General features: G+C 57.9%; 31 protein-coding genes. All 31 read left to right on the top strand.

The window, feature by feature from the left end:
• Positions 1-49 precede the first annotated feature (49 nt).
• The 31 genes from K8I01_02350 to K8I01_02200 all read left to right on the top strand — a co-directional run bounded on the left by K8I01_02350 (position 50) and on the right by K8I01_02200 (position 26,489).
• A complete protein-coding gene (locus K8I01_02350) occupies positions 50-529 on the top strand; it encodes a chemotaxis protein CheW (protein MBZ0219266.1) in 480 nt (159 codons plus the stop codon).
• Positions 526-2,580 (top strand): methyl-accepting chemotaxis protein, encoded by a 2,055-nt coding sequence (locus K8I01_02345; GenBank protein MBZ0219265.1) that lies wholly within the window; start codon positions 526-528, stop codon positions 2,578-2,580. The genes K8I01_02350 and K8I01_02345 overlap by 4 nt, the downstream gene beginning before the upstream one ends.
• A gap of 22 nt (positions 2,581-2,602) precedes the next feature.
• On the top strand, positions 2,603-3,448 hold the full coding sequence (locus tag K8I01_02340) for an HDOD domain-containing protein (GenBank protein MBZ0219264.1): 846 nt from the start codon (positions 2,603-2,605) through the stop codon (positions 3,446-3,448).
• A gap of 187 nt (positions 3,449-3,635) precedes the next feature.
• Complete coding sequence (locus K8I01_02335; GenBank protein ID MBZ0219263.1) at positions 3,636-4,046, top strand: DUF2802 domain-containing protein; 411 nt, start codon at positions 3,636-3,638, stop codon at positions 4,044-4,046.
• Between the two features lie 288 nt (positions 4,047-4,334).
• Complete coding sequence (gene flgF, locus K8I01_02330) at positions 4,335-5,045, top strand: flagellar basal-body rod protein FlgF (GenBank protein MBZ0219262.1); 711 nt, start codon at positions 4,335-4,337, stop codon at positions 5,043-5,045.
• Between the two features lie 27 nt (positions 5,046-5,072).
• On the top strand, positions 5,073-5,861 hold the full coding sequence (flgG, locus tag K8I01_02325) for a flagellar basal-body rod protein FlgG (protein MBZ0219261.1): 789 nt from the start codon (positions 5,073-5,075) through the stop codon (positions 5,859-5,861).
• A gap of 3 nt (positions 5,862-5,864) precedes the next feature.
• Complete coding sequence (gene flgA / locus K8I01_02320) at positions 5,865-6,548, top strand: flagellar basal body P-ring formation chaperone FlgA (protein ID MBZ0219260.1); 684 nt, start codon at positions 5,865-5,867, stop codon at positions 6,546-6,548.
• A 7-nt stretch (positions 6,549-6,555) separates the two neighbouring features.
• The gene (locus tag K8I01_02315; protein MBZ0219259.1) at positions 6,556-7,242 is read left to right on the top strand and encodes a flagellar basal body L-ring protein FlgH; all 687 of its coding nucleotides are present in this window, start codon (positions 6,556-6,558) and stop codon (positions 7,240-7,242) included.
• On the top strand, positions 7,226-8,332 hold the full coding sequence (locus tag K8I01_02310) for a flagellar basal body P-ring protein FlgI (GenBank protein ID MBZ0219258.1): 1,107 nt from the start codon (positions 7,226-7,228) through the stop codon (positions 8,330-8,332). The genes K8I01_02315 and K8I01_02310 overlap by 17 nt, the downstream gene beginning before the upstream one ends.
• A gap of 18 nt (positions 8,333-8,350) precedes the next feature.
• On the top strand, positions 8,351-8,563 hold the full coding sequence (locus K8I01_02305) for a hypothetical protein (GenBank protein ID MBZ0219257.1): 213 nt from the start codon (positions 8,351-8,353) through the stop codon (positions 8,561-8,563).
• Between the two features lie 233 nt (positions 8,564-8,796).
• Positions 8,797-9,348, top strand: coding sequence for a M23 family metallopeptidase (locus K8I01_02300; GenBank protein MBZ0219256.1), 552 nt, complete (start codon positions 8,797-8,799; stop codon positions 9,346-9,348).
• Between the two features lie 122 nt (positions 9,349-9,470).
• Entirely contained in the window at positions 9,471-9,785 is a 315-nt protein-coding gene (gene flgM / locus K8I01_02295) for a flagellar biosynthesis anti-sigma factor FlgM (GenBank protein MBZ0219255.1), read from the top strand.
• A 6-nt stretch (positions 9,786-9,791) separates the two neighbouring features.
• On the top strand, positions 9,792-10,277 hold the full coding sequence (locus K8I01_02290) for a flagellar protein FlgN (protein ID MBZ0219254.1): 486 nt from the start codon (positions 9,792-9,794) through the stop codon (positions 10,275-10,277).
• Positions 10,278-10,279: 2 nt separating this feature from the next.
• Positions 10,280-11,917 (top strand): flagellar hook-associated protein FlgK, encoded by a 1,638-nt coding sequence (gene flgK / locus K8I01_02285; GenBank protein ID MBZ0219253.1) that lies wholly within the window; start codon positions 10,280-10,282, stop codon positions 11,915-11,917.
• An 11-nt stretch (positions 11,918-11,928) separates the two neighbouring features.
• Positions 11,929-12,813: a flagellar hook-associated protein FlgL gene (gene flgL, locus K8I01_02280; protein ID MBZ0219252.1), complete on the top strand. Its 885-nt coding sequence runs from the start codon at positions 11,929-11,931 to the stop codon at positions 12,811-12,813.
• 17 nt (positions 12,814-12,830) lie between these two features.
• The gene (locus K8I01_02275; GenBank protein MBZ0219251.1) at positions 12,831-13,250 is read left to right on the top strand and encodes a hemerythrin domain-containing protein; all 420 of its coding nucleotides are present in this window, start codon (positions 12,831-12,833) and stop codon (positions 13,248-13,250) included.
• A 54-nt stretch (positions 13,251-13,304) separates the two neighbouring features.
• Positions 13,305-13,532 carry a carbon storage regulator CsrA gene (gene csrA / locus K8I01_02270; GenBank protein MBZ0219250.1) on the top strand — a complete coding sequence of 76 codons (228 nt, stop codon included), beginning with the start codon at positions 13,305-13,307 and terminating at the stop codon, positions 13,530-13,532.
• Complete coding sequence (locus tag K8I01_02265) at positions 13,529-13,987, top strand: flagellar assembly protein FliW (protein ID MBZ0219249.1); 459 nt, start codon at positions 13,529-13,531, stop codon at positions 13,985-13,987. Before csrA ends, K8I01_02265 begins: the two co-directional genes overlap by 4 nt.
• 293 nt (positions 13,988-14,280) lie before the next feature.
• Entirely contained in the window at positions 14,281-15,294 is a 1,014-nt protein-coding gene (gene pseB, locus K8I01_02260) for a UDP-N-acetylglucosamine 4,6-dehydratase (inverting) (GenBank protein ID MBZ0219248.1), read from the top strand.
• The gene (gene pseC, locus K8I01_02255) at positions 15,254-16,459 is read left to right on the top strand and encodes a UDP-4-amino-4,6-dideoxy-N-acetyl-beta-L-altrosamine transaminase (GenBank protein ID MBZ0219247.1); all 1,206 of its coding nucleotides are present in this window, start codon (positions 15,254-15,256) and stop codon (positions 16,457-16,459) included. The genes pseB and pseC overlap by 41 nt, the downstream gene beginning before the upstream one ends.
• A 17-nt stretch (positions 16,460-16,476) precedes the next feature.
• On the top strand, positions 16,477-16,656 hold the full coding sequence (locus tag K8I01_02250; GenBank protein MBZ0219246.1) for a hypothetical protein: 180 nt from the start codon (positions 16,477-16,479) through the stop codon (positions 16,654-16,656).
• A 32-nt stretch (positions 16,657-16,688) separates the two neighbouring features.
• On the top strand, positions 16,689-17,732 hold the full coding sequence (locus K8I01_02245; GenBank protein MBZ0219245.1) for an N-acetylneuraminate synthase family protein: 1,044 nt from the start codon (positions 16,689-16,691) through the stop codon (positions 17,730-17,732).
• Positions 17,723-18,511, top strand: coding sequence for a glycosyltransferase family protein (locus tag K8I01_02240; protein MBZ0219244.1), 789 nt, complete (start codon positions 17,723-17,725; stop codon positions 18,509-18,511). The genes K8I01_02245 and K8I01_02240 overlap by 10 nt, the downstream gene beginning before the upstream one ends.
• A 132-nt stretch (positions 18,512-18,643) precedes the next feature.
• Entirely contained in the window at positions 18,644-19,972 is a 1,329-nt protein-coding gene (locus K8I01_02235; protein MBZ0219243.1) for an aminotransferase class III-fold pyridoxal phosphate-dependent enzyme, read from the top strand.
• A gap of 46 nt (positions 19,973-20,018) precedes the next feature.
• On the top strand, positions 20,019-21,032 hold the full coding sequence (locus K8I01_02230; GenBank protein MBZ0219242.1) for a Gfo/Idh/MocA family oxidoreductase: 1,014 nt from the start codon (positions 20,019-20,021) through the stop codon (positions 21,030-21,032).
• Complete coding sequence (locus tag K8I01_02225; GenBank protein MBZ0219241.1) at positions 21,017-22,018, top strand: hypothetical protein; 1,002 nt, start codon at positions 21,017-21,019, stop codon at positions 22,016-22,018. Before K8I01_02230 ends, K8I01_02225 begins: the two co-directional genes overlap by 16 nt.
• Complete coding sequence (locus tag K8I01_02220) at positions 22,019-22,924, top strand: class I SAM-dependent methyltransferase (protein MBZ0219240.1); 906 nt, start codon at positions 22,019-22,021, stop codon at positions 22,922-22,924.
• A complete protein-coding gene (locus tag K8I01_02215; protein ID MBZ0219239.1) occupies positions 22,921-23,745 on the top strand; it encodes a class I SAM-dependent methyltransferase in 825 nt (274 codons plus the stop codon). The genes K8I01_02220 and K8I01_02215 overlap by 4 nt, the downstream gene beginning before the upstream one ends.
• Positions 23,742-24,506: a glucose 1-dehydrogenase gene (locus K8I01_02210; GenBank protein ID MBZ0219238.1), complete on the top strand. Its 765-nt coding sequence runs from the start codon at positions 23,742-23,744 to the stop codon at positions 24,504-24,506. Before K8I01_02215 ends, K8I01_02210 begins: the two co-directional genes overlap by 4 nt.
• On the top strand, positions 24,503-25,726 hold the full coding sequence (locus tag K8I01_02205) for an ATP-grasp domain-containing protein (GenBank protein MBZ0219237.1): 1,224 nt from the start codon (positions 24,503-24,505) through the stop codon (positions 25,724-25,726). The genes K8I01_02210 and K8I01_02205 overlap by 4 nt, the downstream gene beginning before the upstream one ends.
• A complete protein-coding gene (locus K8I01_02200) occupies positions 25,719-26,489 on the top strand; it encodes a 5-deoxy-glucuronate isomerase (protein ID MBZ0219236.1) in 771 nt (256 codons plus the stop codon). The genes K8I01_02205 and K8I01_02200 overlap by 8 nt, the downstream gene beginning before the upstream one ends.

The raw sequence follows: 26,489 nt of genomic DNA, 5'->3' as shown, positions 1-26,489 counted from the left end.
CCAGCCGATTAGAAGGGTGCGCGCTAAAGCGGCCGTATGGGAGGTTCAAATGGATGCGAAAAAGGATCTCGACGCAAGAGAGGTGCTCCAGCTGGTCACTTTCAGGCTCGGACGAGAGGAGTTTTCACTCGACATTCTCCGGGTGCAGGAGATAATCCGGCACATGGAGCTTACAAGGGTCCCAAAGACCCCGGATTTCGTCGACGGAGTGATAAACCTTCGTGGCAAGGTCATACCGGTCCTGGATCTCCGGAAAAGGTTCGGGCTCGGGACGGACGAGATGACGAACGAGACCAGGATAATAGTCGTCGAGGTCGATAATAAGACCGTAGGGCTAAAGGTCGACGCGGTCTCCGAGGTCCTGAGGCTTCCGGCCGACAGGGTCGAGGCGCCCCCGGAGATGGTTACCGGCGTTGAATCCGAGTACATCAAAGGGGTGGGCAAGCTGGACGGAAGGCTCCTTATCCTGCTTGATGTCGAGAAAGTCCTTTCAAGGAATGAAAAGGACGCTTTGACGGCGGTTGCATGAGAAAGGTGCTTGAAATTTTCGGAACCGTAAGGTCGAGGTTCCTCGGAAGCTACGCCTTCCTCCTTTTCGTGCTCCTTCTTCAGCTGCCTGTCGTCTACTTCGTAGTGAACGGGCTCGGCAACAAATATGCCCAGGTGGAAATCGCCGGGGACTTGAAGACCAGGGCCGTCGAGATGGCGGAGCTCCTTGACAGGCGCACCCTCCGCGGCGGCGATGACATTGAGCGGCTCCTGAATTCCAAAAAGACGGAGTTTGGCGAGCTACTCGGCGCGCTCAAGGACGAAAGCCCTGGAGTTGAAAGTGAGGAGCTTAAGTCCCTTTCCGACGCATGGCGCTCCATGGGCGCCGCACTTGACGAGGCCGCAAGGAGCGGCGAAAGGCTCGCCTCGGCAATGGTGGAGATTGAGGACGGGACCGGCCCGGCCGCCGGGATGCTTAAAGAGCTCGGAAGCGAACTGCTTCACCTCCGCGACACTTCGTATGCAAGACACATCGAAATGGCGGGCTCGCTCAGGGAAATAAACGCGAGGCTCGCGTTTCTCATCGAGCGCTACGCCAGGGCCGACTACGACACGCAGCACATAGCCACGGAGCTGGAAGCCGCATCGGACGAGTTCGATAAGGAACTCGATATCCTCCGGAACGGCTCTGCTTCACTTGGCATCAGGCCCGCTTCAGGCAGGGAGCTTGACCGGATATTCGGCCAGATAGACTCGCTCTGGGCCGAAAGGAAAGGGCTTATCGCCGGCGCGGTAAGGAGCAAGGACGAATTCGCTGCCCTGTCGAAAGTCATCACTTCCAGGCACCTTCCTCAAGTCGCTGGCACATGCGAAAGGCTTTCGGGTGCGATAGTCTCAAGCGCATGGAGCGGCGCATTAAAGGGCATGGCGCTCATCGCAGCCTCGATACTGATTTCAGTAGCCTGCGGAGCCTTCTTCATGTGGGCGATAAACAGGCGCGTTCTTGAGCCGCTCGGGAAGATTGCCGGGACAATCGAAAATTTTGCCGCTGGCGATCTCACGAGAAGGACCGGATTGGAACCGGCCTTCATGGGAATGGAGGCAAAGGATGAGGTATTGGCGCTCGGCAGGAGCACTGATAGAATAGGCGAGCAGATATCCGCCCTCATCGGCAAAATAGCCGAGACCTCCAGCCACCTGGCTTCGGCCTCCGAAGAGCTCTCCGTCTCGGCCGCACAGATGTCGGAAGGCGCTGGGAGGCAGTCTTCTCAGACAACGCAGGTCGCGACCGCCATGGAGGAGATGAACGCCACCGTAATCGAAGTCGCGCGAAACTCACAGCAAGTCTCGGAATCGGCAAAAGCCGCCCAGGAAATAGCGCTCGAGGGAGGGAGCATCGTCTCAAATGCCATTTCGGCCATGATGGAGGTAGCGCGGGCCACCAGGGCGACTTCAGACACCATAAAAAGCCTCGACAGGAGCTCTGAGGACATAGGGACCATAATATCGGTCATAAACGATATCGCCGACCAGACTAACCTTCTTGCGCTCAACGCGGCGATAGAGGCGGCGAGGGCCGGCGAGCAGGGCAGGGGCTTTGCCGTGGTAGCGGACGAGGTTAGGAAGCTCGCCGAAAGGACGACAAAGGCCACCAAGGAAATAAGCGGGATGATAAGCGCTATACAGGGAGAGACTGGCAAGGCCGTCTCGGCCATGTCCGATGGCTCTAAGAAGGTCGAGAACGGGGTCTCCCTCGCGAACAGCGCCGGAAGCGCCCTAAAGCAGATTGTCACGGGGGTGGAGAACGTCACGGACCGTATCGCCCATATAGCCACATCGGCCGAGGAGCAGAGCTCGACTGCCGACGAAATAGCCCGGAACATGGATTCGATCGCGGAAGTCGCAAGGTCCAACGCATACGCGATAGAAGAGGTGACCAAAGCGACCAATGAAATGGCCCGGCTCGCCGGGGATTTGAATGAGCTCGTCTCGCATTTCCGGGTCTCGTCCAGGACAGGCGACAATAGAGAGGCGCCGGACGGAAGTTTCGTGCAGTTCAGCAGTGAACTGAAGGCCGCCGGGACGATCTAACATGGATAAAAAGGAGAGCGCAATGCAATCATCCAGGAACCTTGAAGACGTCATTAACAGGACCCTTGACCTGCCGGTCCTGCCGGCTACGACCCAGAGGGTGCTCGGGATGATGGCCGACCCGGATGTCTCGATAGAGAAGATAAAGAAGATAATCAGCACCGACCCGGGGCTTACCACAAAGATAATGAAGGTGGCCAATTCAGCCTTCTACGGGAGCTACCGTAACATCCAGAACCCGACCCAGGCGATACTCAGGCTCGGGCTCAACTCGGTCAGGAACATAGTCGTAGCAACCTCGATGAAAAACGTCTACAAGAGGTTCGGACTCACCGAGAAGCTCATATGGGAGCAGATGATAGGGGCCGCCGTTGCGGCGAGCATCATAGCCAGGGATACGCGCCGCTCAGACCCGGAGGACGCGTTCATAGGTGGCCTACTCCATGACGTGGGCAAAGTGGTGCTGAATAACGAGTTTCCCGAGAAGTTCGCGCTCATGATGCAGAGCGTGTATAACGATGCGGTCCCGTTCGAAGCCGCGGAGAAAGAGCACTTTGATTTTTCCCAGAGGGATGTCGGGGCCCATATAGTCAAGAAGTGGGGCTTTCCCGAGTCCCTCGAAAATCTGATTCGCGGCTTTGACGTCAAGAGGGCTTCCTCTGATGATGAAAACATCCTGAACCTCGTCAATACGATAGCCCTGGCGGACATCATGTGCCAAAAGTTTGGCATGGGATGGAGGAAACCTGGCGGAGATGAGATATCCTACGGCGGACTGCCTGAATCGCTCGGTCTTGAAAAGAAAGGTTTAGAGGCGATCGAAGAGAAAGTGAGACTCGCCTTCGCCGAAAGCGCGGACTTGTATTAGCCTGTTTTATCAATAGTTTTCTTTACCTTCCCGGGGCCTACGGCCCCTTTTTTCATTTCAGGCTTATTACCTCTTATCCGGCACAATCACACCTGAAAGATGAAGGGCACGGGTTTTGCAATTTTACCGAACCGGCTTACGGGACCGGTGTCCGGCCCCGCAAAATCAATCGGGTTAGAGGTCTCGCATGTTCATCTGGGCAGTCGTCCTCCTTGTAATCAATATCGCCTTCATGGGCGGAATACTCTACATACTGCTCTGCAGGAGGGGCGCCGTGCCGGCGCCTGCCGCGCATACCGGGACGGCCGACCTTGAAAAGCTGAGGACAGAACTTACTGAAATGCGGAGGACCGCATTGGCGCTAGGCTCCGAGATAAAGCGAACCGAGGCGGGCCTCTCAGGGAAAAGGGCCGCGCTTGAGGCTGAACCGTTAAGCGCTCTCCAATACCGGGGCGGAACCCAGGAGGGCCGGACTGAAGACGTATACTCAAAGGCGCTCATGATGCATAGCTCCGGAGTCCCTGTGAATGAGATAGCGAAGGTGCTGGGGCTCTTTAACGGCGAGGCCGAGCTTTTATGCTCGCTTAAGCGGCTCTAGCAGGATGTTGAAAAAATCCATCCAGGACTTTTTCAACTAAGATTTTGGCCTGAATGAATCAGTCCAAATCTGACAAACTGCTCGATTTTTCAAGTCTCGCAATTTGGCAATCCGTCCATGGATTGCCTGTCAGGCTGCTTTTTAACAGCTGATAGAGCGGAAAAAAGTTCCGTGACGGGAAAAATAGTCCACCTTTATCGCTGGTAGAAGCGCGGTTTTTCAAATGACGCACGGTTTTTCGGTTTGGCACGGCGGTTGCAACGTCATCGTATCAAAAGGAGTCATCTGATGGATAAATCGATATTCGTCGCGCTCTCAGGCGCCGTGCTCCAGGAAAGGAGGATGGAGGTCCTGACCGACAATCTCGCGAACGTGAATACGACCGGCTTCAAGGCACAGAAGCCGCTTTTCGAGGATTCGATGACGGACGCCTTCCGCGTCCGTACTTTCGGGAGGCTCGATGACGTGGTGACGGACATAGGCCAGGGGCCGTCGCAGATGACGCACAGGAAGCTCGACGTGGCCATAAGGGGCGAAGGGTTCTTCGCGGTCGATACCCCGACCGGCACAAGGTACACGAGGGACGGCAGTTTCGTGCTCGACCCCGCGGGCGTGCTTGTAACGAAGGAAGGGCACAGGGTCATGGGCGAGGACGGTCCGATAACGCTCACCGGACCGGATGTGCTAATAGACTCAAACGGCGGCATGCACGTGAACGGGGCCGCGATCGGGAGGCTCAAGCTCGTCTCGTTCGCGAACCCGGCCGAGCTCAGGAGAGAGGGCAACTACTTCGTGGGGCTGCCCGGCGCGGGGGAGATGCCGGCAAGCCCCGACACACAGGTGGACCAGGGCTTTCTCGAGGGCTCTAACGTGAACGCAGTAAGGGCCATGACAACGATGATAGAGGCCATGAGGTCGTATGAGACCAACACCAAGCTAATACAGAGCATGGACGAGATGACCAAAAAGGCCATTGATGAAGTAGGCAGGACGTCCTAACAAGGCAGGAAAAAGGAGGATCTGACGATGATAAGGGCTCTTTGGACGGCTTCCACCGGAATGGAGGCCCAACAGATGAACATAGACATAATCGCCCACAACCTCGCGAACGTGAACACAACGGGCTTCAAAAGGAGCAGGGCCGACTACCAGGACCTCCTCTACCAGGAGATGAAATCAGCGGGCTCTTCGTCCTCGCCATCTACCATGGTCCCGACAGGCATACAGGTGGGCCAGGGCGTAAGGACCGTCTCTACCGAGAAGGTCTTCAGCCAGGGGAACTTCAAGCAGAGCGGGAACCCTCTCGACCTGGCGATAGAGGGCGACGGGTTTTTCCAGATAGCGAAGCCTGACGGCCTCACGGCGTACACCCGGACCGGCGAGTTCAAGGTCGATAGCGAAGGGCGCCTTGTCACCTCGGACGGGTACCTGGTCGAGCCTCAGATAACCATACCGGCTGACGCGATAGCCCTTAGCATAAGTGCGGACGGCATCGTCTCAGCCACCCAGCCCGGGATAGCCATACCCACGCAGGTCGGCACCATAGAGCTCGCGAGGTTCGTGAACCCCGCGGGCCTGCAGCCGGTCGGAAGGAACCTCTACCAGGAGACCGCGGCGTCAGGGCAGGCGACGGTCGGCGCGCCAGGGACCGACGGCCTCGGCACGCTCGCCCAGGGCTTCCTTGAGATGTCCAACGTTAGCGTGGTCGAGGAGATGGTCAGCATGATAGCCGCGCAGAGGGCATACGAGATAAATTCCAAGTCCATTCAGACGACCGACGAGATGCTCCAGACCGCCACATCCATGAAGAGATAAGAGATGATTCTAAGGCTCCTCATATTCGCGTTCCTTTCGCTCTTCCTCGCTTATCCTGCTGAAGCAGGGAGCAACGCGGACGCTATTTCGTTCGTGAAGGCCGAGCTGGCGAAAGGGCTTCCCTGGGACGGGGAAGCGATCGAGATAGACGGGATAGATATATCAGGCCTTGGCCCCGCAAAATACGATTCGATGAGGCTCGTGCTCCCGAAGAGGATATCCCAGCCGGGCAAGGTCTCTTACCAGCTTGAAGTAAAAAGGACGGGGCAGGAACCGAGGACGGTCTGGGGTAGCGCGAGGGTAAGGGTCTTCAGGAACGCGGTCCTGGCCCTTAAGCCCTTGAAGGTGCGTACGAAGATAAGCGAAGGCGACCTCAAGGTGGCCAGGGTAGAGCTCGAAGAGGCCAGGGATTCCTTTGCCTCGGCGAGCGAGGTTGCCGGCCTCGTGGCAATAAGGCCGGTTACGGCCGGCTCTGTCGTAAAGAAGACGCACGTGGGCCCGGAGGTGGTAGTTAAAAGAGGTGAAAAGGTCCTTCTTAAGCTCGATGGCGAGAATATAACCGTTAGGTCTACCGGCATCGCCTCCCAGGACGGGCACAAGGGCTCCAAGATATCGGTCAAGACCGCAAACGGGAGAGAGGTGCTCGGCACTGTAGCCGGACCGGGCAGGGTAGTCATAAAATTCTAAGGTGGATATGAAAAAAGTTTTAATCATGATCATTATGGCCCTGGTCGCTGGATGCGCAACACCGCAGCCCAGGAAGATAGACCTGACCCGGATACCCGTAAAGGGGGGCAATACCCCGGCGACGACAGGCTCCATATGGCCTGGCGAGACATCGAGGAACGCTTTCTTCCAGGACCTCCGTGCCAAGAACGTGGGCGACATAGTGACCGTCAGGATAATCGAGAAGACGAGCGCCATAAACGGGGCCAATACCTCTACCGCCAGGGCCTCATCGAACGACATAAGCATATCGAGGTTCTTCGGCATGCCGCTCAATTTCGGAATGAGGGACTTCCTCGGCCAGGGGCAGCCGTTCAGCCCGGAGGTGCAGTCGAGCTACGATGCGGAATTCGACGGCTCCGGCACGACCAGCAGGAGCGGCGAATTGAGCGCGGTCATCGCGACAAGGGTAGTGGAAGTCCTCCAGAACGGCAATCTGGTCCTCGAAGGCAGGAAGGACACGATAGTCAATAACGAGCAGCAGTACATAGTCTTGAGCGGTATAGCCAGGCCCGAGGACATAAACGAGGAGAACGTGATCCCGTCCATACTCCTTTCGGACGCGAAGATAGAGTATTCCGGAAGCGGCGTCGTCGCGGACGGGCAATCGCCGGGATGGCTCAGGAGGATACTTGACAATGTCTGGCCTTTTTAGGGTTTTCATAACGCTCATCGCGTTCCTTCTGATGGCGGCCCAGGACGCGGGCGCCGCCCGGATAAAGGACATCGCCTATGTCGAGGGCGTAAGGCCAAACCAGCTTATCGGGTACGGCCTCGTGGTCGGGCTTAACGGCACCGGCGATAAGTCGAGCGCGGTGTACACGACCCAGTCCATCGCGAACATGCTGAATAAGCTCGGGCTCAAGTTCGACCCCGGCAGCATAAAGGTGAAGAACACCGCCGCGGTCCTCGTAACGGCCGAGCTTCAGGCTTTTGCGAAGCCCGGCTCCGGCATAGACGTCGTCGTCTCCTCGCTCGGGGACGCGACGAGCCTCCAGGGCGGCACGCTCATCGCCACTCCGTTAAGGGGGCATGACGGCGCGGTCTACGCGGTCGCACAGGGCCCGCTTGCGCTCGCGGGTTTCGCCGCAGGCACCGAGACGGCAAGGGTAACCAAAAACCATCAGACCGCCGCCAAGATACCCGGCGGCGCGATAATAGAGAAGGAAGTCCCGCTCTCCATCGCGGGCAGGCAGGAGCTCTTTCTTTCTCTCCGCTCGCCGGACTTTACGACAGCCGAGAGGGTGGCAAGGGCTGTAAACGAGTATTTCGGCATGAAAGGAGTGGCGACCGCCGTCGACCCCGGGAGCGTAAGGCTAAACCTCCCCGAGGGGTTCGAGAACCCCGTGGCCTTCATCTCAAAGGTCGAGGTGATAGACGTAAACCCCGATACGGTTACCAGGATAGTCGTGAACGAGAGGACCGGCACGGTAGTAATGGGCGAAAACGTCAGGATATCGACTGTCGCCGTTTCCCACGGTGACATCTCGATAGAAATAAAGACGCAGTACGCGATATCGCAGCCGGAGCCTTTCTCACCGAAGGGCGAAACGGTCGTAGTCCCATTTGACGAGGTCGGGGTTGACGAGCAGAAATCCCGGCTCATAGTCCTACCTGAGAGCGTGACGCTCGGGGAAGTGGTGAGGGCCTTGAACCTCATAGGCGTGACCCCGCGCGACCTCGTCGCCATACTCCAGGCGATAAAGGCTGCGGGAGCGCTGCAGGCTACTCTTGAAATAATCTGAAAGGCGGGTGAGAGCACAATGGGCGCGGACGTCGTAGGCGAGGAACTGGCGATAAGGAACTCGCACAGGATACCGAATGAATGCAAACGTTATATCTCACACCATGTGAGGAACGGCCTTGTATCCATCATGGGCCTCGCGATGAGGATACAGGAAGAGCCCGGCGCGCTCAAGGAGCTCGAGGGCGCCATAATCCACATAGCCGGCGACCTCGAAAAAGTCGGGCTTTAGGGAAGGCCTAAATGAATGTCGTAAGTCCGATAAGCGGAGCCCGGGAAGGCATGGCGGCCGGAAAGAATGAGACCCAGACGGAACTCAGGAAGGCTGTAGCCGATTTCGAGGCCCTGTTCATTAACCAGATGCTTAAGACCATGAGGGAGACGGTAAAAAAAGGCGACCTTTTCCACGGCGGAAGCGGCGAGGAGATATATACCTCGCTTCTTGACGCCGAGCTTTCGAGGGCGATGGCCCAGGCCGGCGGCATAGGGCTCGGTGAGATACTACTCCGTGACTTTACGAGTGCCGGGCCTCTTCCCCTGGATAAGAGCCTTCCCTTGAGGGCGTATTCCCCGAATCATGCGCCGGAGGCTCAAATTCCCTTTGCGCCTGAAGCCCCGGCAAGGAACATGGAATTCCGGTTCCCGGTCAGGGGAGATTCAAGGGTAAGCTCGGGTTTCGGGATGAGGACAGACCCCATGACCGGAGAGGAGAGATTCCACCACGGGATCGACATAGCGGCGGCTGAGGGCACGCCCGTATTCCCTGCCGCTCCGGGCAGGGTAGTATTCAGCGGCTTGAAAGGCGGTTACGGTAACCTAGTCGAGGTGCTCCATGATGACGGCCATATTACCAGGTACGGGCATAATGCCGAAAACCTCGTAAAGGCCGGGGACAGGGTCGATACCTCCAGGCCCATAGCATATGTCGGCTCGACCGGCCGGTCTACCGGGCCCCATCTCCATTTCGAGGTCTTGATGAACGGGATAGCCCTGAATCCTGACACTTTTTACGGCTGAGTCTGTTTCAGCCCGGGCTTGTCCGGAATATTGACGCAAATAGGACCCACACTCCTAAAGTTTTGTAAAAACGCCGCCGATATGGACGTAAGTTGATTTTAAAGGCACTTTAGGAGGATTTCATGAAAATCGGCGGCAAAAAGCCCGGCGGCGTGGGGACTGACAATTACGTAAAGAAGGCCGGGGAAAGCGGAAATGTCAAAAAAGGCGGAAATAGCGGGGGCGCTGCTTCCGGTGACAGCGTAGACATATCCCCCAAGGCAAGGGAGTTCCAGAGGGCCAAGTCGCTCCTTGACTCGGTACCTGACATGAGGGTCGAGAAGGTTGTAAAGCTCAAGAACGAAGTGGACCAGGGGAGCTACGAGGTAGACGCCGGCAAGGTAGCCGAAAAGATGATAGAGCGGGCGGTCAGGGACGCACTGCAAGCAAAAAAATAGGACGACATGAACGGGCTCATAGGACACCTTAAAAAAGAGATAGGGCTCTGCAAGGAGCTCATAGCCGTTCTCCACAGGGAGACGGAGTCCATAGTGGCGAGGGACTACAAGGCGCTCTATGAGGCCGCTGGTGAAAAAGAGGGGCTCGTAAGAAAGGTCAACGCCACGGCAGGGGCAAGGACAAGGCACATCGAAGAGGCGTGCGCTTCTCTTGGCATCCCGGCAGACAACGGGACAGCGCTCGATGGCATCGTTGAGCGCGGGGGAGAGCGCGGAGCCGAACTCGGCGAGTGCCTTAAGACGCTCGCCGCCCTTGCCGCGAGCATAAAGGAGCTTAACGACCTCAACAGCCTCGCCATCCGGAGTTCTCTCGATAACATCAAGAAGACCCTTGGATTCCTGGGCAATTTCCTTCAGCCGAGCGCGTACAAGCCCGGCGGCAAGGCCGAGGATTTCGCCTTCAAGGGCTCGCGCCTCAGCAAGGGGGCCTGACCATGTCGAGCCTGAACGGTGTTTTCAATATTGCCAAATCGGCCCTCATGACCAGCCAGAAGGCCCTGAACGTCACCTCACACAATATTTCCAACGCCAACACTGAAGGGTATACGAGGCAGCGGGCCGTCCTTGCGGCGAATAACCCGGTCACCTTCGGGGGCCTCCAGTTCGGCACGGGTGTAAGCGTCACGGCCATAGAGCGGGTCTATGATTCCTTCCAGACGGTCCAGTTAAGGAGCGCGGTATCGCTCTTTTCGAACTACGAGACCGCGGGCCGCCACCTCTATGCGCTCGAATCGATACTGAACGACTTCGACGGCTCGGGCCTGAGCTCCAGGCTCGACGCCCTCTTCAACTCGTTCCAGGAGCTGGCGGCGAACCCGTCGTCCTACGGCGAGAGGTCGTCTCTCATTGCAAGGGCCACCGTCCTCGCTGATACGATAAATTCCGTCGACAGCGCGATAAGGGACAACATATCGAATATAAGGGGCTCTATAGAGGCCAAGGTCGGCGAGATAAACGGGATAGCCTCCGAGATAGCTGGCCTCAACCAGCAGATATCGGCTACAGAGCTTTCCGGGATGGACGCGAACGACTTAAGGGACAGGAGGGACGTCCTCCTGGAGGACCTCTCGAAGCTCGTTGACGTATCGGTAGCCGAGAACGAGCAGGGCCAGGTAGACGTCTTCCTCGGCGGCTCCTTCATAGTCGCGGGCGTAAAGAGCTCGGAGATGACGGCAGGGACCGACCCGGACTCCACTGATTCCTTCAAGCTCTACCTGAACGGCGCGTCCATCGAGTCGAGGATTTCGAGCGGCAGCATAAAGGGCGACATCGACGGATACGCGTATTTCAAGGACGCCCACTCCAGGATAAACCTCCTTGCGGCATCTCTCGTAAAGGAGGTCAATCTTCAGCACTCGGCCGGATGGGGCCTTGACGGCTCGACCGGGGTCGATTTCTTCACCCCCCTTTCCGTGTCCACGAGGTCCGCGGGCACAAACCAGGGCGGCGCGGTCATATCAGGGGGCGCCATAACCGACTTGAGCCAGGTTACGCTCGACGACTATGAGATACGGTTTTCCGGGCCCGGCGCGTATACGGTATTCAATATCGGGCAAAATAGCGTTGTAGCGACCGGCGCTTATACATCGGGCTCGGCGATAGGTTTCGACGGCCTGAGCGTCACCATAACCGACGGCACGCGCCCGCCTGCGGCGGGGGACAAGTTCATGGTCAGCGCCACCGAGAACGCGGCCAGGGATTTCTCCGTAGCGGTCACAGACCCTGACAAGATCGCGGCTTCTTCCACGTCCGCCGGCATCCCCGGCGACAACACGAACGCCACTGCGCTCGCAGAGCTGAGGGACAAGGGGTCTATAAACGGCGCTTCGTTCGGGAGCTTCTACAACAGGGTGGTCACGGATCTGGGGACCAGCGCCAGCAACGCGAAGGCCAGGGCCGAGGCGCAGAAGATATACATGTCCGAGCTCCGGGCCGCCAGGGATTCGGTATCCGGGGTCTCCATAGAGGAGGAGGCCATAAACCTCGTGAAGCTCCAGAGGGCATACGAGGCGGCGGCAAAGGTCATGTCGACGGTCGACCAGATGCTTGAGACACTCCTCAGTATCAGATAGGAGGCGGTAAAATGAGGGTCACCCAGAAGCTTTCATATGACAGGTACGTTAGCGACCTGCTTCTCCGCCAGGAGAAGATATACAACATAAACAAGCAGATATCGTCCGGGCGGAAGGTCAACGCCCCCTCCGACGACCCGGTGAACGCGCACAAGATACTGACATCCAAGTCCCTGATATCCCAGTTCGGCCAATACGATAGGAACATCGGCTATGCCCTTTCGCACCTGGGGATTACCGAGCAGGCGCTGGACAGGGCCAAGGACGCGGTCATAAGGCTCCAGGAGCTCGCGGTCACGGCCGCCAGCGGCACTACGACCACGGAGACAAGGGCCATGATAAAGGCCGAGGTCGACAACCTCTTCGACGAGCTCGTCAGCATAGGGAATACCAGGTTCGACAACAGGTATGTCTTCGCGGGATACAGGTCCGATTCACCTGCGTTCGACTCTGCCGGCGCCTACCAGGGCGACGCAAACGTGCAGGCGATCAAGATAGGCTCTTCGGCCTCGGTCGACATGGCGCTTAACGGCGGGGAAGTCTTCGGAGGGAGCGGCGGCGGTACCGACATAATGGCGACGGTCGCGGCGTTTTCAGCCGCGCTGGCCGCGGACGACGGCGACGGCGTGCGCGCGGCCATAGACGGCCTCGATGCGGGCCTTCAGCAGCTGTCAAAAGGGGTCTCCGACATAGGCGGCAGGGTCTCCAGGCTCAACGCCGCCGAGCAGGACCTCTCGGTCTACAAGCTCGAGCTTGAGTCGACCGTATCCATCCTCGAGGACGCGGACATGGCGGAGCTCATAACCGACCTCAAGGCCGGCGAGGTGGCCCTGCAGGCCGCGCTCGCATCCGCCGGAAGGGTCTTTAGCCTCAGCATATTCGATTACCTGCGTTGATCAAGCCTGGGGTGGATATGGCAACCTCGGAAAACCTGAGAAGGCAGCACGGCGAGCTCCTGAGGGAAATTACGGAGCTTGTAAAATCCCTTAACGCCGGGGCTCTGAAAAATAACGTCGAAAAGGCTGAAGAGAGGCTTTCACGGCTATCTGGAAAGCTCTCGGTGCATGTCGAATCCGAGGTATGCTCTCTCAGAGAGGCAATTTCACGGAAGAGTATGGCCTCGCACAGGGCCGACGCCCGCAGGTTCATCGACGAGATGGAAATGATGCTCGCGTCCTTCACGTCATACAGGCTTAGGTGGGGCGATCCCGGCTCAATTCGGGCGAATCCCGCCGGGTTCATGCAGGAGACGAGAAGGCTATTTTACGCGATCGCAAAGATGATAGAACGGGAGGACCGGGGGCTTTTCAGCCTGCTTGACAGCGCTGCGTGAAAATAGGATAACCGGGCAACCGGCTCGGAAAACAAGTAAGCCAGGGAGGGCGAAATGCTGGTACTGACAAGGAAGTCGGGAGAGGGGATAAGGATCGGCGACGATATCAAGCTCGTAGTCGCCGAGGTCAAGGACAACCATGTGAAACTCGGGATAGATGCCCCGCAGAGCTGCCAGGTGCACCGCGAGGAGATCTACTTGAGGATACAGGAAGCGAACATGAAGGCCGCCGGGCTTCCGAGCGAAGTGGCTGAAAACTTGAAAGGATTCAGGAAAAAATGAACACTGCGACAGTAAAGGCTCCTTCGCACATGGTAAGCTTCGCGACGACCCGCTTCGGCGAGATATCGGTCGCTGAGAATAAGGTGATCCGGTTCGTACAGGCCATGCCGGGTTTCGAGAGGCTTAAGAGGTTCATAATAATAGACCACGACGAACAGGGCACGTTCAGGTGGATGCAGTCGGTCGACGAGCCGGGAGTGGCCTTTCTCCTTACGGACCCGAACGCCTTCAAGCCCGGTTACTCGGTCCCGCTCAAGAAATGGGAGATGGAAAAGCTGGGGGCCGATAGCCCGGACGGCCTCGTAACGCTCGTAATGGTCTGTGTTGCCCGCGATGCGAGGGAACTGAGCCTCAACCTCAAGGGCCCGGTCGTCTTCAACGCCGAGACCATGAACGCCATACAGTGCGTAATTGACAGGGACGATTACCCTTCCAATTTCCCAATCAAGGTCTAACCCCGGAAAGAAGACCGCTCTCTTTTCCGGTCAGCCTACGCAAATGCCTTGTATGGAATGAGATTCATTGACAGGGAAATCTTTTCCTTATTCATTCCATGCCTTGTCAGATATTTGACTTTCGCTGTCCCGATTCTGCCTTAACCCAACCCGCATGTAGTGCTTCTTCTTATAACACGCTGATTTAATTAATTTTTTTCAAAGTAACCCCTTTCTCTTTAAGGTGGCACGCATATTGCTAAGTATTTATTGCGATATCAATCCGCACCTTAAAACTTAAGGAGAGCTTATTCATGGACTTGAACGGCAGGACCATACTCATTACCGGCGGCACGGGCTCCCTCGGAAAGAAGCTCACCAGGAAGATACTTTCGAGGTACAGGCCCAAAAGGCTCGTGATCTTGAGCAGGGACGAGCTCAAGCAGTCGGAGATGATGCAGGCGTTCAACGACCCGTCTTTGAGGTTCTTCATAGGCGACGTAAGGGATAAGGAGAGGCTTTACAGGGCCTTTGACGGGGTCGACTACGTCGTCCATGCGGCGGCCCTTAAGCAGGTCCCGGCAGCCGAGTACAACCCGTTCGAGGCGATAAAGACCAATGTCCTCGGCGCGCAGAACGTCATAGACGTATGCGTCGACCTGGGGATCAAAAAGGTCGTCGCGCTTTCTACCGACAAGGCCGCAAACCCCATTAACCTCTACGGCGCGACAAAGCTCTGCTCGGATAAGCTCTTCATAGCCGGCAACTCCTATGCCGGGTCCAAGCCCACGAGGTTCTCGGTAGTCAGGTACGGGAACGTCGTCGGGAGCCGCGGCAGCGTTATCCCTCTCTTTTTAAGGTTGAAGGATAAGGGCGTGCTCCCCGTAACCGATACCAGGATGACAAGGTTCTGGATTACCCTCGACGAGGGCGCCGAGTTCGTGCTCGCGTCACTCGAAAGGATGAAAGGCGGAGAGATATTCGTCCCGAAGATACCGAGCGCCGCGATTACGGATGTGGCCAAGGCAATCGCCCCTGAATGTTCGATAGATGTCGTAGGCATACGCCCGGGCGAAAAGCTCCATGAAACGCTCATATCCGAGGACGACGGCAGGCTCACCCTCGAATACGACGACTACTTCGTCATACAGCCCCAGTTCAAGTGGTGGGGGGAGGAGAGGAAGAACGGCGGCAAGCCAGTAGCCGAGGGCTTCGTCTACTCGAGCGAGAGGAACGATCACGTGCTGAGCGTTCTCGAGATAAAGAATATAATACAGGAGTTCTCGAATGGAGAAGACAGCCATATCCTACGGGCGGCAAACAATTGACCTTTCCGACATAGAGGCTGTCACGAGGTCTCTCGAGGGGATGCTTACCCAGGGCCCGCTCGTCGAGGCCTTCGAGGCGGAGATCGCCGGATACACCGGAGCAAAATACGCGGTCGTCTGCTCGAACGGGACCGCCGCGCTCCATCTCGCGATGAAGGCCGCCGGGCTCGGCGAGGGACACAAGGCCGTGACCTCCCCGATAACCTTTCTCGCCTCGGCGAACGCGGCGCTTTACGCGGGCGCGAGGCCTGATTTCGCCGACATAGAGGCGGACGGCATGAACATAGACCCCGAAAGCGTCAGGATAAAGGCCGAAAAGGACAGGGCCGTAAAGGCCGTCATACCGGTCCATTTTGCCGGGGTCCCGTGCCGCATGGAGGAGATACGGGAGACCGCCCTCAAGCACGGCCTCACTGTCATCGAGGACGCCTGCCACGCGCTCGGGGCCGAGTGGACCGACTCAAACGGGCAGGTCCGCAGGGTGGGCTCGTGCAGCCATTCGGACATGACCGTCTTCAGTTTCCATCCTGTAAAGTCCATAACGACAGGCGAGGGCGGGGCGGTCACGACCAACGATCCAGCAATTTATGAAAAGCTCAAGACGCTCCGGAGCCACGGTGTAGTGAAGGAGCCAGCAAGGCTTTCGAAGGCCGAGGGCCCCTGGTATTACGAAATGCAGGACCTCGGTTTCAACTACAGGCTTCCGGACATCAACTGCGCTCTCGGCATAAGCCAGATTAAAAAGCTCGACCGCTTCGTCGAGAGGAGGGCCGGGATCGCAGCCCTCTACGAAAGGCTCTTCTCCAAGTACACGTTCATGAAGCCCCCAAACGTACCGGCCGGCGCCAGGAGCGCGTGGCACCTCTATCCTGCCAGAATACCGTTTGACGAGCTCGGGGTCGAGAGGAAAGACCTCTTCAGGCTCATGTCGGAGATAGGCATCGGCCTCCAGGTCCATTACATACCCGTCCATACGCAGCCCTATTACATGTCCATGGGGTTCAAGCCGGGGGACTTCCCCAGGGCGCTCAGGTTCTACGCCGAGGAGGTAAGCCTCCCCATATACCCGCTCCTTTCGGACGAGGAGGCCGGGGCCGTTGCCGAGGGGCTCCTTTCGTCCCTGGCCTGCCTTTCGGTCCAGGCTAAAAGGCCGGTTGCCGTTTAATTAAAGGGGGTGCGCCTATGATGCCTACATACGTGTGCGGGAAATGCAAAAAAGAATACTGCGGCTGGGGCGCCGAATACATGATAAGGTCCGGAAGGGACTCGTGCCCGGAGTGCGAAGGCGAGCTTACCGAGAAAAAGGACGCCGGAAAGGCCGACGCGCGCAAGAACGCCGCGAGACGCGGTGAAGCCGCCTGAGAGGGCGGGAATACTGACTGAAAGGCGGGATTATGAGAAGCGTCATCAATATAGGAACTAGGCCGGTCGGCACGGGATACCCGGCCTATGTGATAGCCGAGATAGGCTCGAACCACGATGCTGACCTCGGGAGGGCCAGGGAGCTCATAGAGGCGGCGAAATACGCCGGCGCTGACGCGGTAAAGTTCCAGTCCTTTACGGCCGAGGGGCTCCTGAACCCCTTGAGGCCCGACGGGAGCGGAAAATGGGCGCCGCACCCGGCGTACCCTGTATTGGAAAGGCTTACGCTCCCGGAGGAATGGCACAGAATACTGATGATGCACTGCGCCTCCGTAGGGATAACCTTCCTTTCCGCGCCGTTCGAGAGCAAGAGGGCCGCGTTATTGAGCGAGATAGGGGTCGAGGCATTCAAGCTCGCGTCAGGCGAGCTTACGAACGAGCCGTTCATCGAGGAGGTGGCCTCCTTTGGAAAGCCGGTCATATTATCCACGGGCGCGGCCTACATGGAAGAGGTAAGGAGGGCCGTCGAGCTCGTAACAGGGCGGAAGAACCACCAGGTCGCGCTACTCCACTGCGCTTCGCTCTACCCGCCTTCATACGAGGACGTTAACATCAGGGCCATGGCCGCGCTCGCGAGGGAATTCGCCTGTCCTGTCGGGATATCCGACCACACGCCGGGGAGCAGCGTGGCCCTCGGGGCAGTGGCGCTCGGGGCCTCGATCATAGAAAAGCATTTGACTCTCGATAGAAATCTTAAAGGCCCTGACCATCCGTATGCAATGGAGGTCGAGGAGTTCAGGACGATGGTATCCGAGGTAAGGAACCTCGAAAAGGCGCTCGGTGACGGCATTAAGATTCCGTCGCCTAACGAGATGGCCGAAAGGACCGGCGCGAGGAGGTCCATATACGCGAAGGCCGACATACCGAAAGGCGAGGTCGTCACCTCGGATAAAGTGAAGCTCGTCCGCCACGCATACGGGCTTGAGCCTAAAGAACTGGGGCGCATCATAGGGAGCGTCGCGGCAAGGGACCTCCATAAGGATATGCCGGTAAGGAGCGAGGACTTATGCAGATAACGGATAAGGACGTCAAAGCGGCCATAGGCCCGGTAGTAGGAATAGTGCAGGCCCGCATGGGCTCTACCAGGCTCCCTGGGAAGGTAATGAGGGAGATAGGCGGAAAACCCATGCTGTGGCACGTGGTGACGAGGCTCGCCGCCGCCAAACTCGTAGAGAAGATCGTGGTCGCGACGACCCAGGAGGGGTCGGACGACAGGATCGCGGAGTGGTGCGCCGAAAACAACGTGTGCTGCCACAGGGGGAGCGTAAACGACGTCCTGGACAGGTACTTCTATGCCGCTTTGGCATCCAGGGCCAGGACGGTCGTGAGGATAACCTCGGATTGCCCATTGCTCGACCCGGCGCTGGTGGACAGGGCCATAAGGAGGTTCAGCGAGGGAGGGCTCGATTACGTAAGCATAGACCCGAGCTTCCCTGACGGGCTCGACGCCGAGGTCTTCTCGTTCGAGGCCCTTGAGAAGGCCTATATGAAGGCCGCGCTTTCCTCGGAGCGCGAGCACGTGACCCCGTACATCTGGAAAAACCACACCATTTTCAGGATATGCAAGATACGGTGCGATAGCGATCTATCGAAGATGCGCTGGACCGTCGACGACGAACGTGATTTGACGCTCGTGAACGCCATATACGACGGCATCGGCGCGAACGGCAGGATTTTCCACATGGACGAGATACTGAGATTTCTGGAGGCTCATCCTTCGTTTCTGGAGATAAATGCGGATATTGATCGGAACGAGGGCTATGCCAAGTCCTTGAGGGAAGACGAGGCGATATAATAGGCAACCTCTAAAAGTTTGATTTTTTTCCGGACTCTGTATCAGGCCGTGAATAAAAATGCTCACATATTTTTAGAGGGTGTTCCTCAATGAAAGAGCTGCCCAACAAATTATTTTGAGAGGTGGACGACAATGGAACCGGCGCTTAAAAAAAATAATGAAGTGAGCCTTTTCCCCGCATCCGACGCCATGTGGGAAAGGTCGGTCAAGGTAATACCGGCCGGGACCCAGACCCTGAGCAAGGGGCCCGACCAGTTCGTCAGGGGCGTAACCCCCAAGTACCTTTGCCGCGGCAAGGGCGCCCACGTATGGGACCTGGACGGGAACGAGTACATAGACTACCCCCTGGCGCTCGGGCCGATACTCCTCGGCTACGACTATGCGCCGGTTAGCGAGGCTGTCATAAGGCAGGTCAGGGAGGGAACGACTTTCACCCTCATGCACCCGCTTGAGGTCGAGGTAGCCGAGCTCATGCGCTCGATCATCCCGTGCGCCGAGATGGTCAGGTTCGGCAAGAACGGCGCCGACGCCACGAGCGCCGCTGTCAAGGTCGCCAGGGCCTCTACGGGCAGGGACCACATCGCGTACTGCGGCTACCACGGCTGTCAGGACTGGTACGCAATCGTGACACCCCGTAACAAGGGCATCCCGCGCAATCTGGCCGATTACATGCACAAATTCGAATACAACCAAATAGAGACCCTTGAGAGGGTGTTCGCCGAAAACCCCGGGAAGATCGGCTGCGTCATAATGGAGGTCCCCGGAACCGACCCGCTCGTGGACCCGGAGACCGGAAGGAACTTCCTTCAGCTCGCAAAGGAGATTGCGAACAAGAACGGCGCGCTATTCGTGCTCGACGAGATAGTGACCGGCTTCAGGTATTCGCTCGGGGGCGCGGGGAAATATTACGGGGTCGTCCCTGACCTCGCCTGCTTCGGAAAGGGCATGGCGAACGGGTTCCCTATATCGGCCATCGCCGGAAAGCGCGAGTTCATGAAGGAATTGAACGAGGTCTTCTTCTCCATGACCTACTCGGGAGACGCGATAGGCCTTTCCGCTGCCAAGGCCACCATAAACGAGCTTATGACGAAGCCCGTAATAGAACGTATCTGGGAGGCGGGCAAGAGGCTCCATGATGGCATAAACGGATTCGCAAAAGAGATAGGCGCGGATTTCAGCATAACCGGTAAGCCGCCGAGGGGAGGCATATCAGCGAGGAATTCCGGAGGCGAGGAAGACCTCCTTTTAAAGAGCATATTCCTCCAGGAGACCGTGAAGAGGGGAGTGCTCTACGGCGGGCCTGTCTTCATAAGCTACTCGCATACCGACGAGGACATAGCAAAGACCATAGAGGCCTCAAGGGAGGCGCTCTCGGTCCTCAAGAAGGCGGTCGAGAGCGGAAACCCTGCGGGATTTCTGGTAGGCGAGCCGATAGGCGTCGTATTCAGGCAGAGGAACTGAGCACGAGTTTTTTTTGAATCAGAACGCGGCAAGGAGAATCGGATTGATGGGAAAAAGCCTTAAAACGCTTGTAGTGGGCTGCGGCTCAATAGGAAAGCGGCACATTAAGAACCTTGCGTCGCTCGGCGTAAGGGATTTCATACTCTGCGACACGAATACTGCCACGCTCGAGAGGGCAGTGAGGGGCCTTGAGAGGCCGATCATGACTACGAGCTTCAACGACGCGCTTGCGAAGCTGCCGGACGCGGCCGTCATATGCACGCCGTCTTCCATGCACCTCGATATGGCGCTCCAGCTCGCCAGGCGCGGGGTGCACATCCTCATAGAAAAACCCCTTTCGGACAAGCTGGACGGAGTAACTGAGCTTGCAAGGCTCGTCGAGGAGAAGGGCATAACGGCCATGATGGCCATGTGCTATAGGTTCCATCCCGTTTTCCTCCAGATAGAAAGCCTCCTTGCGTCCGAGGTCATCGGCAAGGTCCACCATGTCAATTACTACGGCGGACACTATCTCCCGGACTGGCACCCCCAGGCCGATTACAGGACTGAGTACGCGGCGAGGAAGGAACTCGGCGGAGGGGTAGTCCTTACGAGCATACACGGGCTCGACAACATCAGGTGGCTCTTCGGCGAGGTCGACGAGGTCTTCGCGTTCGTAGACAGGGTGAGCGGGCTTGAGATGGATGTCGAGGACATCGTCACAGGCGTCATGAGGCTTAAAAGCGGGGCGTACGTGAACTGGCAGACCGATTTCATCCAGAGGGCCAACCAGCACAGGCTGGTCGTAGCCGGCTCGAGGGGGACCATAAGGGCTGACCTGCTGGACGGTACGGTGGAGACCTATTCGGCGGAGCTTGGCAAGTGGTACTCGGGGAGGATCGGCTTCGAGGTCAATGAAATGTACATGGCCGAATCGAGGCATTTCCTCGAATGCATAGAGAGGGGGCTTACCCCGCGCGCCGGCGTGCGCGACGGGATAGCGACACTCGAACTGGCGCTAAGGGTGAAGGGCTCGAGGAACCTCGTCGAGGGGAGGGAGGCCCGGTGCAAAACGGCGTGACCTTCTGGACCGAGGGAGGCTCCTCCGTCGGGATGGGGCACGTGATGCGCTGCATCAACATAGCGCACGCGCTCGAGTCAGAAGAGCTCCCGCTCCATTTCCTCGTGAATAACGAACGGCCCGTCATAGACAGGCTAAACTCAGAGGCGCTCTTCCATATCACCTATCCCATAACGGGCAGGCACGCAAGCCGTCTTACAGGCGGTGTCGTGGTGATAGATACAAAGAGGGACGTCTGCGAGCAGGTGCACGCCCTCAAGGGCGAAGGCAAGAAGGTCGTACTCATCGATAACGTATCCTCCGGAGAGGCCGACGCGGTAGTCATGCCGACGCCGCTTTACAGGGGAGGGGTGAACAGCAACCTCCTTTCCGGGAACGAATACATAATCATCGGCGAGAACTTCAGGCGGGCAAGGGACGTGAAAAGGCCCGGCCACTCCATCCCGTTCAAGGTGCTCGTCACCATGGGCGGCTCGGACCCTTTCAACCTCACCGAGCTTGCGCTCAAGGGCCTTTACGAGATCAAGGACATAGAGGTAACCGCCGTCATAGGGCCTGCCTTCAGGACCGGCGGCGCCCTGGATGAATTCATGGCCGGTTGCGACGGCAGGTTCAGATTCGCGCATAACGTAAGGGACCTGGCGCCTCTCATGAAACAGGCGCACCTGGCCTTCACGGCAATGGGCACGACGGCATTCGAGCTTGCGTACATGGGCGTGCCATCGGTCCTTATAGGGAATTACGAGGGCGACAGGGAGGACCTAGCCGCAATCGAAAGGCTCGGGATATCGAAGAGCCTCGGCTACCAGGCGGAAGTAAGCGCGGACAGCATAGCCGATGCAGTCGATTTTTTTAAAACCAACAGGCGGAAGTGGGAGGAGATGTCCGCTAGGGCGATGAGCCTTACCGACGGAAAGGGCGCTTTCCGGATAGCATCGCTCATAAGGTCGCTCCTCGACGGGGCCCGTGAAGCGGGGGAGATGTAGATGGCTGAAATAATTCACGCGGGAGAAGTCGTTGGAAACGCGAACGGCTACGGAATAATCGACTGCGCCGAGTGCGGTTTCATACACATGGACCCGGTGCCTGAACCCTCCGAGCTTGAGAGGGTCTACGCCGAGGAATATTACAGGGATGAAAAGCCGCTTTTCATCGAGCGCGTCATAGAGGACCTGGACTGGTGGAGGTCGGTCTACGACGAGAGATTCGATTTTCTTGAATCGAGGCTCGGGGACGGCATGCGCTCCATACTCGACATCGGCTCAGGCCCCGGATATTTCCTCAAAAGGGGCATGGAGCGGGGCTGGAGCGGGCTTGGCATAGAGCCTTCGAGGCAGGCCGCTGCGCACGCCATGACGCTCGGCGTCGAGGTCATAAACGGTTTTTTCAACGAGGAGACGGCCTCCGGTATCAAGAGGAGGTTCGACGCGCTCCACCTCTCAGAGGTGCTTGAGCATGTGCCGCAGCCGGAGGCGCTCCTTCGGACGGCTTCAGGGCTCCTTTCAAAGGGCGGGATCATTTGCTGCGTCGTCCCCAACGACTTCAGCCCCGTCCAGAAGGTATTGACCGACAGGCTCGGGTTCGGCCGCTACTGGCTCGCCCCTCCGCACCATGTAAACTATTTCAGCTTCGAGTCTTTGTCGACACTCCTTGAAAGGTCCGGGTTCAGGGTGGTCGGGAGGACCTCCATGTTCCCCATTGACCTTTTCCTCCTCATGGGAGACAACTACGTCGGTAACGACCAGCTCGGAAGGGAATGCCACGCGAGGAGAAAAAAGCTCGACCTGATGCTCAACGAGCCTGTCCTCGCCGGCTTTAAAAAGGAGATGTACGAGCTCATGGCCAGGCACGGCATAGGCAGGGAAATGGTCATATACGGGGTCAAGGAATGAGACTGGACAGTTGCAGGATATGCGGCGGAGCTGAAGCAGCGGCAACCGCGATGGTTTCAGGATACCGGTACGTAAGGTGCGCCTCTTGCGGTGTGGAGCGGATGGCTGTGTACCCTTCAGCCGAGGAATGCAGTCGGTTTTACGAGTCCGGCTACATGGTGAAGGAATTCAACAACCTGGGGCATCATCTCCATTTTGCGCCGGAGTACAGGGAGACCTATTTCGCGGAAAAGGACCTGACCTTCGCTGATCTCAAGTTGGACCGTGCGGCGCTACGGGGCAGGAGGCTCCTTGACGTAGGCTGTGCGAACGGACAGTTCATCGAGTACGCGAACAGGCTCGGCATGGACGGCTCCGGCATAGACATCTCGGTGGAGATGGTCGAGGCCGCCAGGAAGAGCGGACTCCGCTGCGTCGTAAAGGACCTGTTCGATATGGAAGGCGAATATGACATGCTCACCTTCTGGGATGTGATAGAGCACGTGCCGGACCCGAGGCGGATGCTCGAGAAAACATGTTCTCTCCTTACAGTTAATGGAGAGGTGGTCATCCAGACCCCGTGCACAGGCATGATATCGGAGCTTTTTGGCGACAGGTGGCTGTATTACCTTCCGGTCCAGCACCTGCACCTATTCTCGCAGGAGTCGCTCTTCAGGCTCCTTTCGGAGACGGGCTTCGCGGTCGTAAGCTGGGTGAGGTTCGGTAGCTGCAACCCGAAGGGCTCCATACCGGACCTGAATAAAAGGGCCATAGACACAATAGCGAAGCGTCTGGGTATAGGCGACACCATAGCCCTCAGGGCAAGGAAGGTGGACAATTGACAGGACTCTTCAGCCTCGCAGGCAAGACCGCGCTCGTGACCGGGGGCGGAAGCGGCCTCGGGCAGGCCATAGCCGTCGGCCTTTCCAGGGCGGGCGCATCCGTTGCGGTGGCGGGCAGGGACGTATCGAAGCTTGACGAGACCGTGCGCCTCATAGCGGGTTCCGGCGGGTCGGCCTTTCCGGTCCGCATGGATATCCTCGACGGGGAATCGGTCAGGCAGGCCGTCCAGGAATCCGCGAAAAAGGGCGGAGGCATACACATACTCGTCAATTCGGCAGGAGTGCACCTTAAAAAACCGACGCTCGAAGTGACCGAGGAGGAGTGGAGCCGCGTGCTGGACACCAACCTCACAGGCGCGTTCAGGGTCTGCAGGGCGGTCGGGACGATAATGAAAAAGCAGGGCGGCGGGAAGATAATCAATATCGCCTCGCTCGGCTCTTTCAGGGCGTTAAAGGATGCAGCCGCGTACACTTCATCAAAGGCGGGCCTTGTGCTCCTTACGATGAACCTGGCGGTAGAGCTCGCCCCTGACAACATACAGGTGAACGCCATAGCGCCAGGCGTATTCAGGACCGCCCTTAACGAGAAGGTGCTTGTTGGCGAGAGGCTTGAGAGGATACTCGCGAATACCCCCATGCAGCGCCTCGGCAGGGCCGAGGAGCTGGCAGGCACGGCGGTCTATCTCGCGAGCGCGGCATCCGATTTCGTGACCGGCGCTGTAATACCGGTTGACGGCGGGTTTCTCGCCTGGGGCATATGACGATAAAGAGATCCATATTGATACTAGGCGCGGGTCCCATGCAGGTGCCTCTTATTAAAAAGGCCAGGAGCATGGGCATTTTTGCGATCGCCTCGGACAAGAACCCGGAGGCTGAGGGCTTTAAAGAGGCCGACCTGCCGCTCGTGCTGGATATAAAAGACCCTGAAGCGCACGTCCAGTGGGCGCTTGAGAACCGAGAACGTCTCAATCTGAGCGGTGTCGTAGCTGGCGCTGACGTAGCCATAACGGCGGCTTCTGTTTCGGACGCGCTCGGCCTTCCCGGCATACCCGTCGAGGTCGCCGAGAGGTCGAATAACAAGTGGCTCATGAAGAAGCGGTGGCTTGCGGACGGGGTCCCGACACCTTACGCCGAAGAGGTCGTAAGCCTTTCAGAGGCCCGGACTGCGGCTGAGAGGGTCGGCTTTCCATGCATGGTAAAGGCCATAGACAACGCCGCTTCAAGGGGCTCGCGGAGGATAGATTCACTTGATGAGCTTCCCGAGGCCCTTGAGGACGCAAAAAAACATTCATCTACTCGGACCGCCCTTATTGAGGAGTTCGTCGAGGGGGACGAGCAGAGTGTAGAGCTTATCGTTCACGAAGGAAGGCATTACAGGTTCGGCATCGTGGACAGGCACTTCGGTTTCCGGCCCTTCCCCATAGAGACCGGCCACACGAACCCCACGGCCCTTCCGGCTTCGGCCCAGGAAGGCCTTTACGAACTCGTGACAAGGGCCGCAACTTCCCTTGGCATCGAATTCGGCCCGTATAAGGCCGATACCATAATGACAAAAAAGGGGCCGATGGTCCTCGAGCTTCCGGCGAGGCTTTCAGGAGGCTTCCATTCGCAGTATACTACACCGCTCGCAACCGGTTTGGAGCCGCAGAAGATGGCCATAGCCCTCGCAACGGGGCTTCCGGTCAAGGATGAGTATTTCACGCCCTCCCACGACAGGGCCGCGGTCTGCAAGGCTGTATTCCCCGAGCCGGGGATTGTGAGCTCGGTCGAGGGCCTTGTGGAAGTGAAAACGCTACACGGGGTAGAGGAGGTCTTCCTGATGGTAAGGCCCGGGGATGAGGTCCTTCCATACAGGAACTGCGGCCACAGGGTCTGTTATATCATCGCGACCGGCAGCACCAGGACCGAAGCGCTGGAGAACTGGGAGAAGGCGGCAAGGACATTGAGGATAGTAACCGTTCCCGCGAGGAATTATGCTTAGCCCGATAAAGAAAAGAACCGCGAAAGGCAAGGGGCTCAATACGGTCTTTGGCGGCCGGGAGCTTAATAATCTTGCGCTTGACCTCCTTGTGCTAGGCCCAGGAGACACCTTTACACTTGAAACAGGCGAGTACGAAATAGCGATAGTCCCGCTTACGGGCGATGCTGTCTTTTCCTCCGAGAGCGGCGCGTACAGGCTCCAAAGGGAGAGTGTCTGGAAAACCCCCGCTTCAGCCTTGTGCATCCCAAGGGATTCGAATGCGGCGATCAGGGCCGAAAGATATAGCGAGTTTGCGATGTGCAAGGCCAGGACGGATGAAAAGAGGGCCGTTTTCCACGTGCCTTCAGGCAGGGAGAAGACCGTAGGCAGGGACGCATGGAAGAGGAAGGTTGTAGACATAATCGGCCAGGAGGAGGGCGCATCCAGGATAGTCCTCGGCGAGACCTTCAACCCTCCCGGAGGCTGGTCGAGCTTCCCGCCCCACAAGCACGATACCGAAATACCCGGACAAGAGGCCAGGATGGAGGAGATATATCTTTTCAGGCTCGACCCGGCAAGCGGATTCGGCACACAGACCATATACGGCGACCAGGGGAGCCATTCCTTCATGGTCAAGGACTACGACGCGGTGACGATACCCTGGGGCTATCACCCGGTCTCGGCCATGCCCGGACATTCCCTTTACTATCTCTGGTTCCTTGCCGGGGAGGGCAGGACCTTGCGGCCCAATACGGACCCGAAATTCAAATGGCTCGAGGCTTAG

It is taken from the genome of Deltaproteobacteria bacterium (genome assembly GCA_019912665.1).
Taxonomy (GTDB): domain Bacteria; phylum Desulfobacterota; class GWC2-55-46; order GWC2-55-46; family GWC2-55-46; genus UBA5799.
Note: the sequence above shows the minus strand (reverse complement) of the source record. Positions and strands in the feature narration are given on the sequence as shown.

Bases quoted from the DNA above. Each gene is read 5' to 3' on its own strand.
- K8I01_02350 (MBZ0219266.1), top strand. From the start codon at position 50: ATGGATGCGAAAAAGGATCTCGACGCAAGAGAGGTGCTCCAGCTGGTC.
- K8I01_02345 (MBZ0219265.1), top strand. From the start codon at position 526: ATGAGAAAGGTGCTTGAAATTTTCGGAACCGTAAGGTCGAGGTTCCTC.
- K8I01_02340 (MBZ0219264.1), top strand. From the start codon at position 2,603: ATGCAATCATCCAGGAACCTTGAAGACGTCATTAACAGGACCCTTGAC.
- K8I01_02335 (MBZ0219263.1), top strand. From the start codon at position 3,636: ATGTTCATCTGGGCAGTCGTCCTCCTTGTAATCAATATCGCCTTCATG.
- flgF (MBZ0219262.1), top strand. From the start codon at position 4,335: ATGGATAAATCGATATTCGTCGCGCTCTCAGGCGCCGTGCTCCAGGAA.
- flgG (MBZ0219261.1), top strand. From the start codon at position 5,073: ATGATAAGGGCTCTTTGGACGGCTTCCACCGGAATGGAGGCCCAACAG.
- flgA (MBZ0219260.1), top strand. From the start codon at position 5,865: ATGATTCTAAGGCTCCTCATATTCGCGTTCCTTTCGCTCTTCCTCGCT.
- K8I01_02315 (MBZ0219259.1), top strand. From the start codon at position 6,556: ATGAAAAAAGTTTTAATCATGATCATTATGGCCCTGGTCGCTGGATGC.
- K8I01_02310 (MBZ0219258.1), top strand. From the start codon at position 7,226: ATGTCTGGCCTTTTTAGGGTTTTCATAACGCTCATCGCGTTCCTTCTG.
- K8I01_02305 (MBZ0219257.1), top strand. From the start codon at position 8,351: ATGGGCGCGGACGTCGTAGGCGAGGAACTGGCGATAAGGAACTCGCAC.
- K8I01_02300 (MBZ0219256.1), top strand. From the start codon at position 8,797: ATGGCCCAGGCCGGCGGCATAGGGCTCGGTGAGATACTACTCCGTGAC.
- flgM (MBZ0219255.1), top strand. From the start codon at position 9,471: ATGAAAATCGGCGGCAAAAAGCCCGGCGGCGTGGGGACTGACAATTAC.
- K8I01_02290 (MBZ0219254.1), top strand. From the start codon at position 9,792: ATGAACGGGCTCATAGGACACCTTAAAAAAGAGATAGGGCTCTGCAAG.
- flgK (MBZ0219253.1), top strand. From the start codon at position 10,280: ATGTCGAGCCTGAACGGTGTTTTCAATATTGCCAAATCGGCCCTCATG.
- flgL (MBZ0219252.1), top strand. From the start codon at position 11,929: ATGAGGGTCACCCAGAAGCTTTCATATGACAGGTACGTTAGCGACCTG.
- K8I01_02275 (MBZ0219251.1), top strand. From the start codon at position 12,831: ATGGCAACCTCGGAAAACCTGAGAAGGCAGCACGGCGAGCTCCTGAGG.
- csrA (MBZ0219250.1), top strand. From the start codon at position 13,305: ATGCTGGTACTGACAAGGAAGTCGGGAGAGGGGATAAGGATCGGCGAC.
- K8I01_02265 (MBZ0219249.1), top strand. From the start codon at position 13,529: ATGAACACTGCGACAGTAAAGGCTCCTTCGCACATGGTAAGCTTCGCG.
- pseB (MBZ0219248.1), top strand. From the start codon at position 14,281: ATGGACTTGAACGGCAGGACCATACTCATTACCGGCGGCACGGGCTCC.
- pseC (MBZ0219247.1), top strand. From the start codon at position 15,254: ATGGAGAAGACAGCCATATCCTACGGGCGGCAAACAATTGACCTTTCC.
- K8I01_02250 (MBZ0219246.1), top strand. From the start codon at position 16,477: ATGATGCCTACATACGTGTGCGGGAAATGCAAAAAAGAATACTGCGGC.
- K8I01_02245 (MBZ0219245.1), top strand. From the start codon at position 16,689: ATGAGAAGCGTCATCAATATAGGAACTAGGCCGGTCGGCACGGGATAC.
- K8I01_02240 (MBZ0219244.1), top strand. From the start codon at position 17,723: ATGCAGATAACGGATAAGGACGTCAAAGCGGCCATAGGCCCGGTAGTA.
- K8I01_02235 (MBZ0219243.1), top strand. From the start codon at position 18,644: ATGGAACCGGCGCTTAAAAAAAATAATGAAGTGAGCCTTTTCCCCGCA.
- K8I01_02230 (MBZ0219242.1), top strand. From the start codon at position 20,019: ATGGGAAAAAGCCTTAAAACGCTTGTAGTGGGCTGCGGCTCAATAGGA.
- K8I01_02220 (MBZ0219240.1), top strand. From the start codon at position 22,019: ATGGCTGAAATAATTCACGCGGGAGAAGTCGTTGGAAACGCGAACGGC.
- K8I01_02215 (MBZ0219239.1), top strand. From the start codon at position 22,921: ATGAGACTGGACAGTTGCAGGATATGCGGCGGAGCTGAAGCAGCGGCA.
- K8I01_02205 (MBZ0219237.1), top strand. From the start codon at position 24,503: ATGACGATAAAGAGATCCATATTGATACTAGGCGCGGGTCCCATGCAG.
- K8I01_02200 (MBZ0219236.1), top strand. From the start codon at position 25,719: ATGCTTAGCCCGATAAAGAAAAGAACCGCGAAAGGCAAGGGGCTCAAT.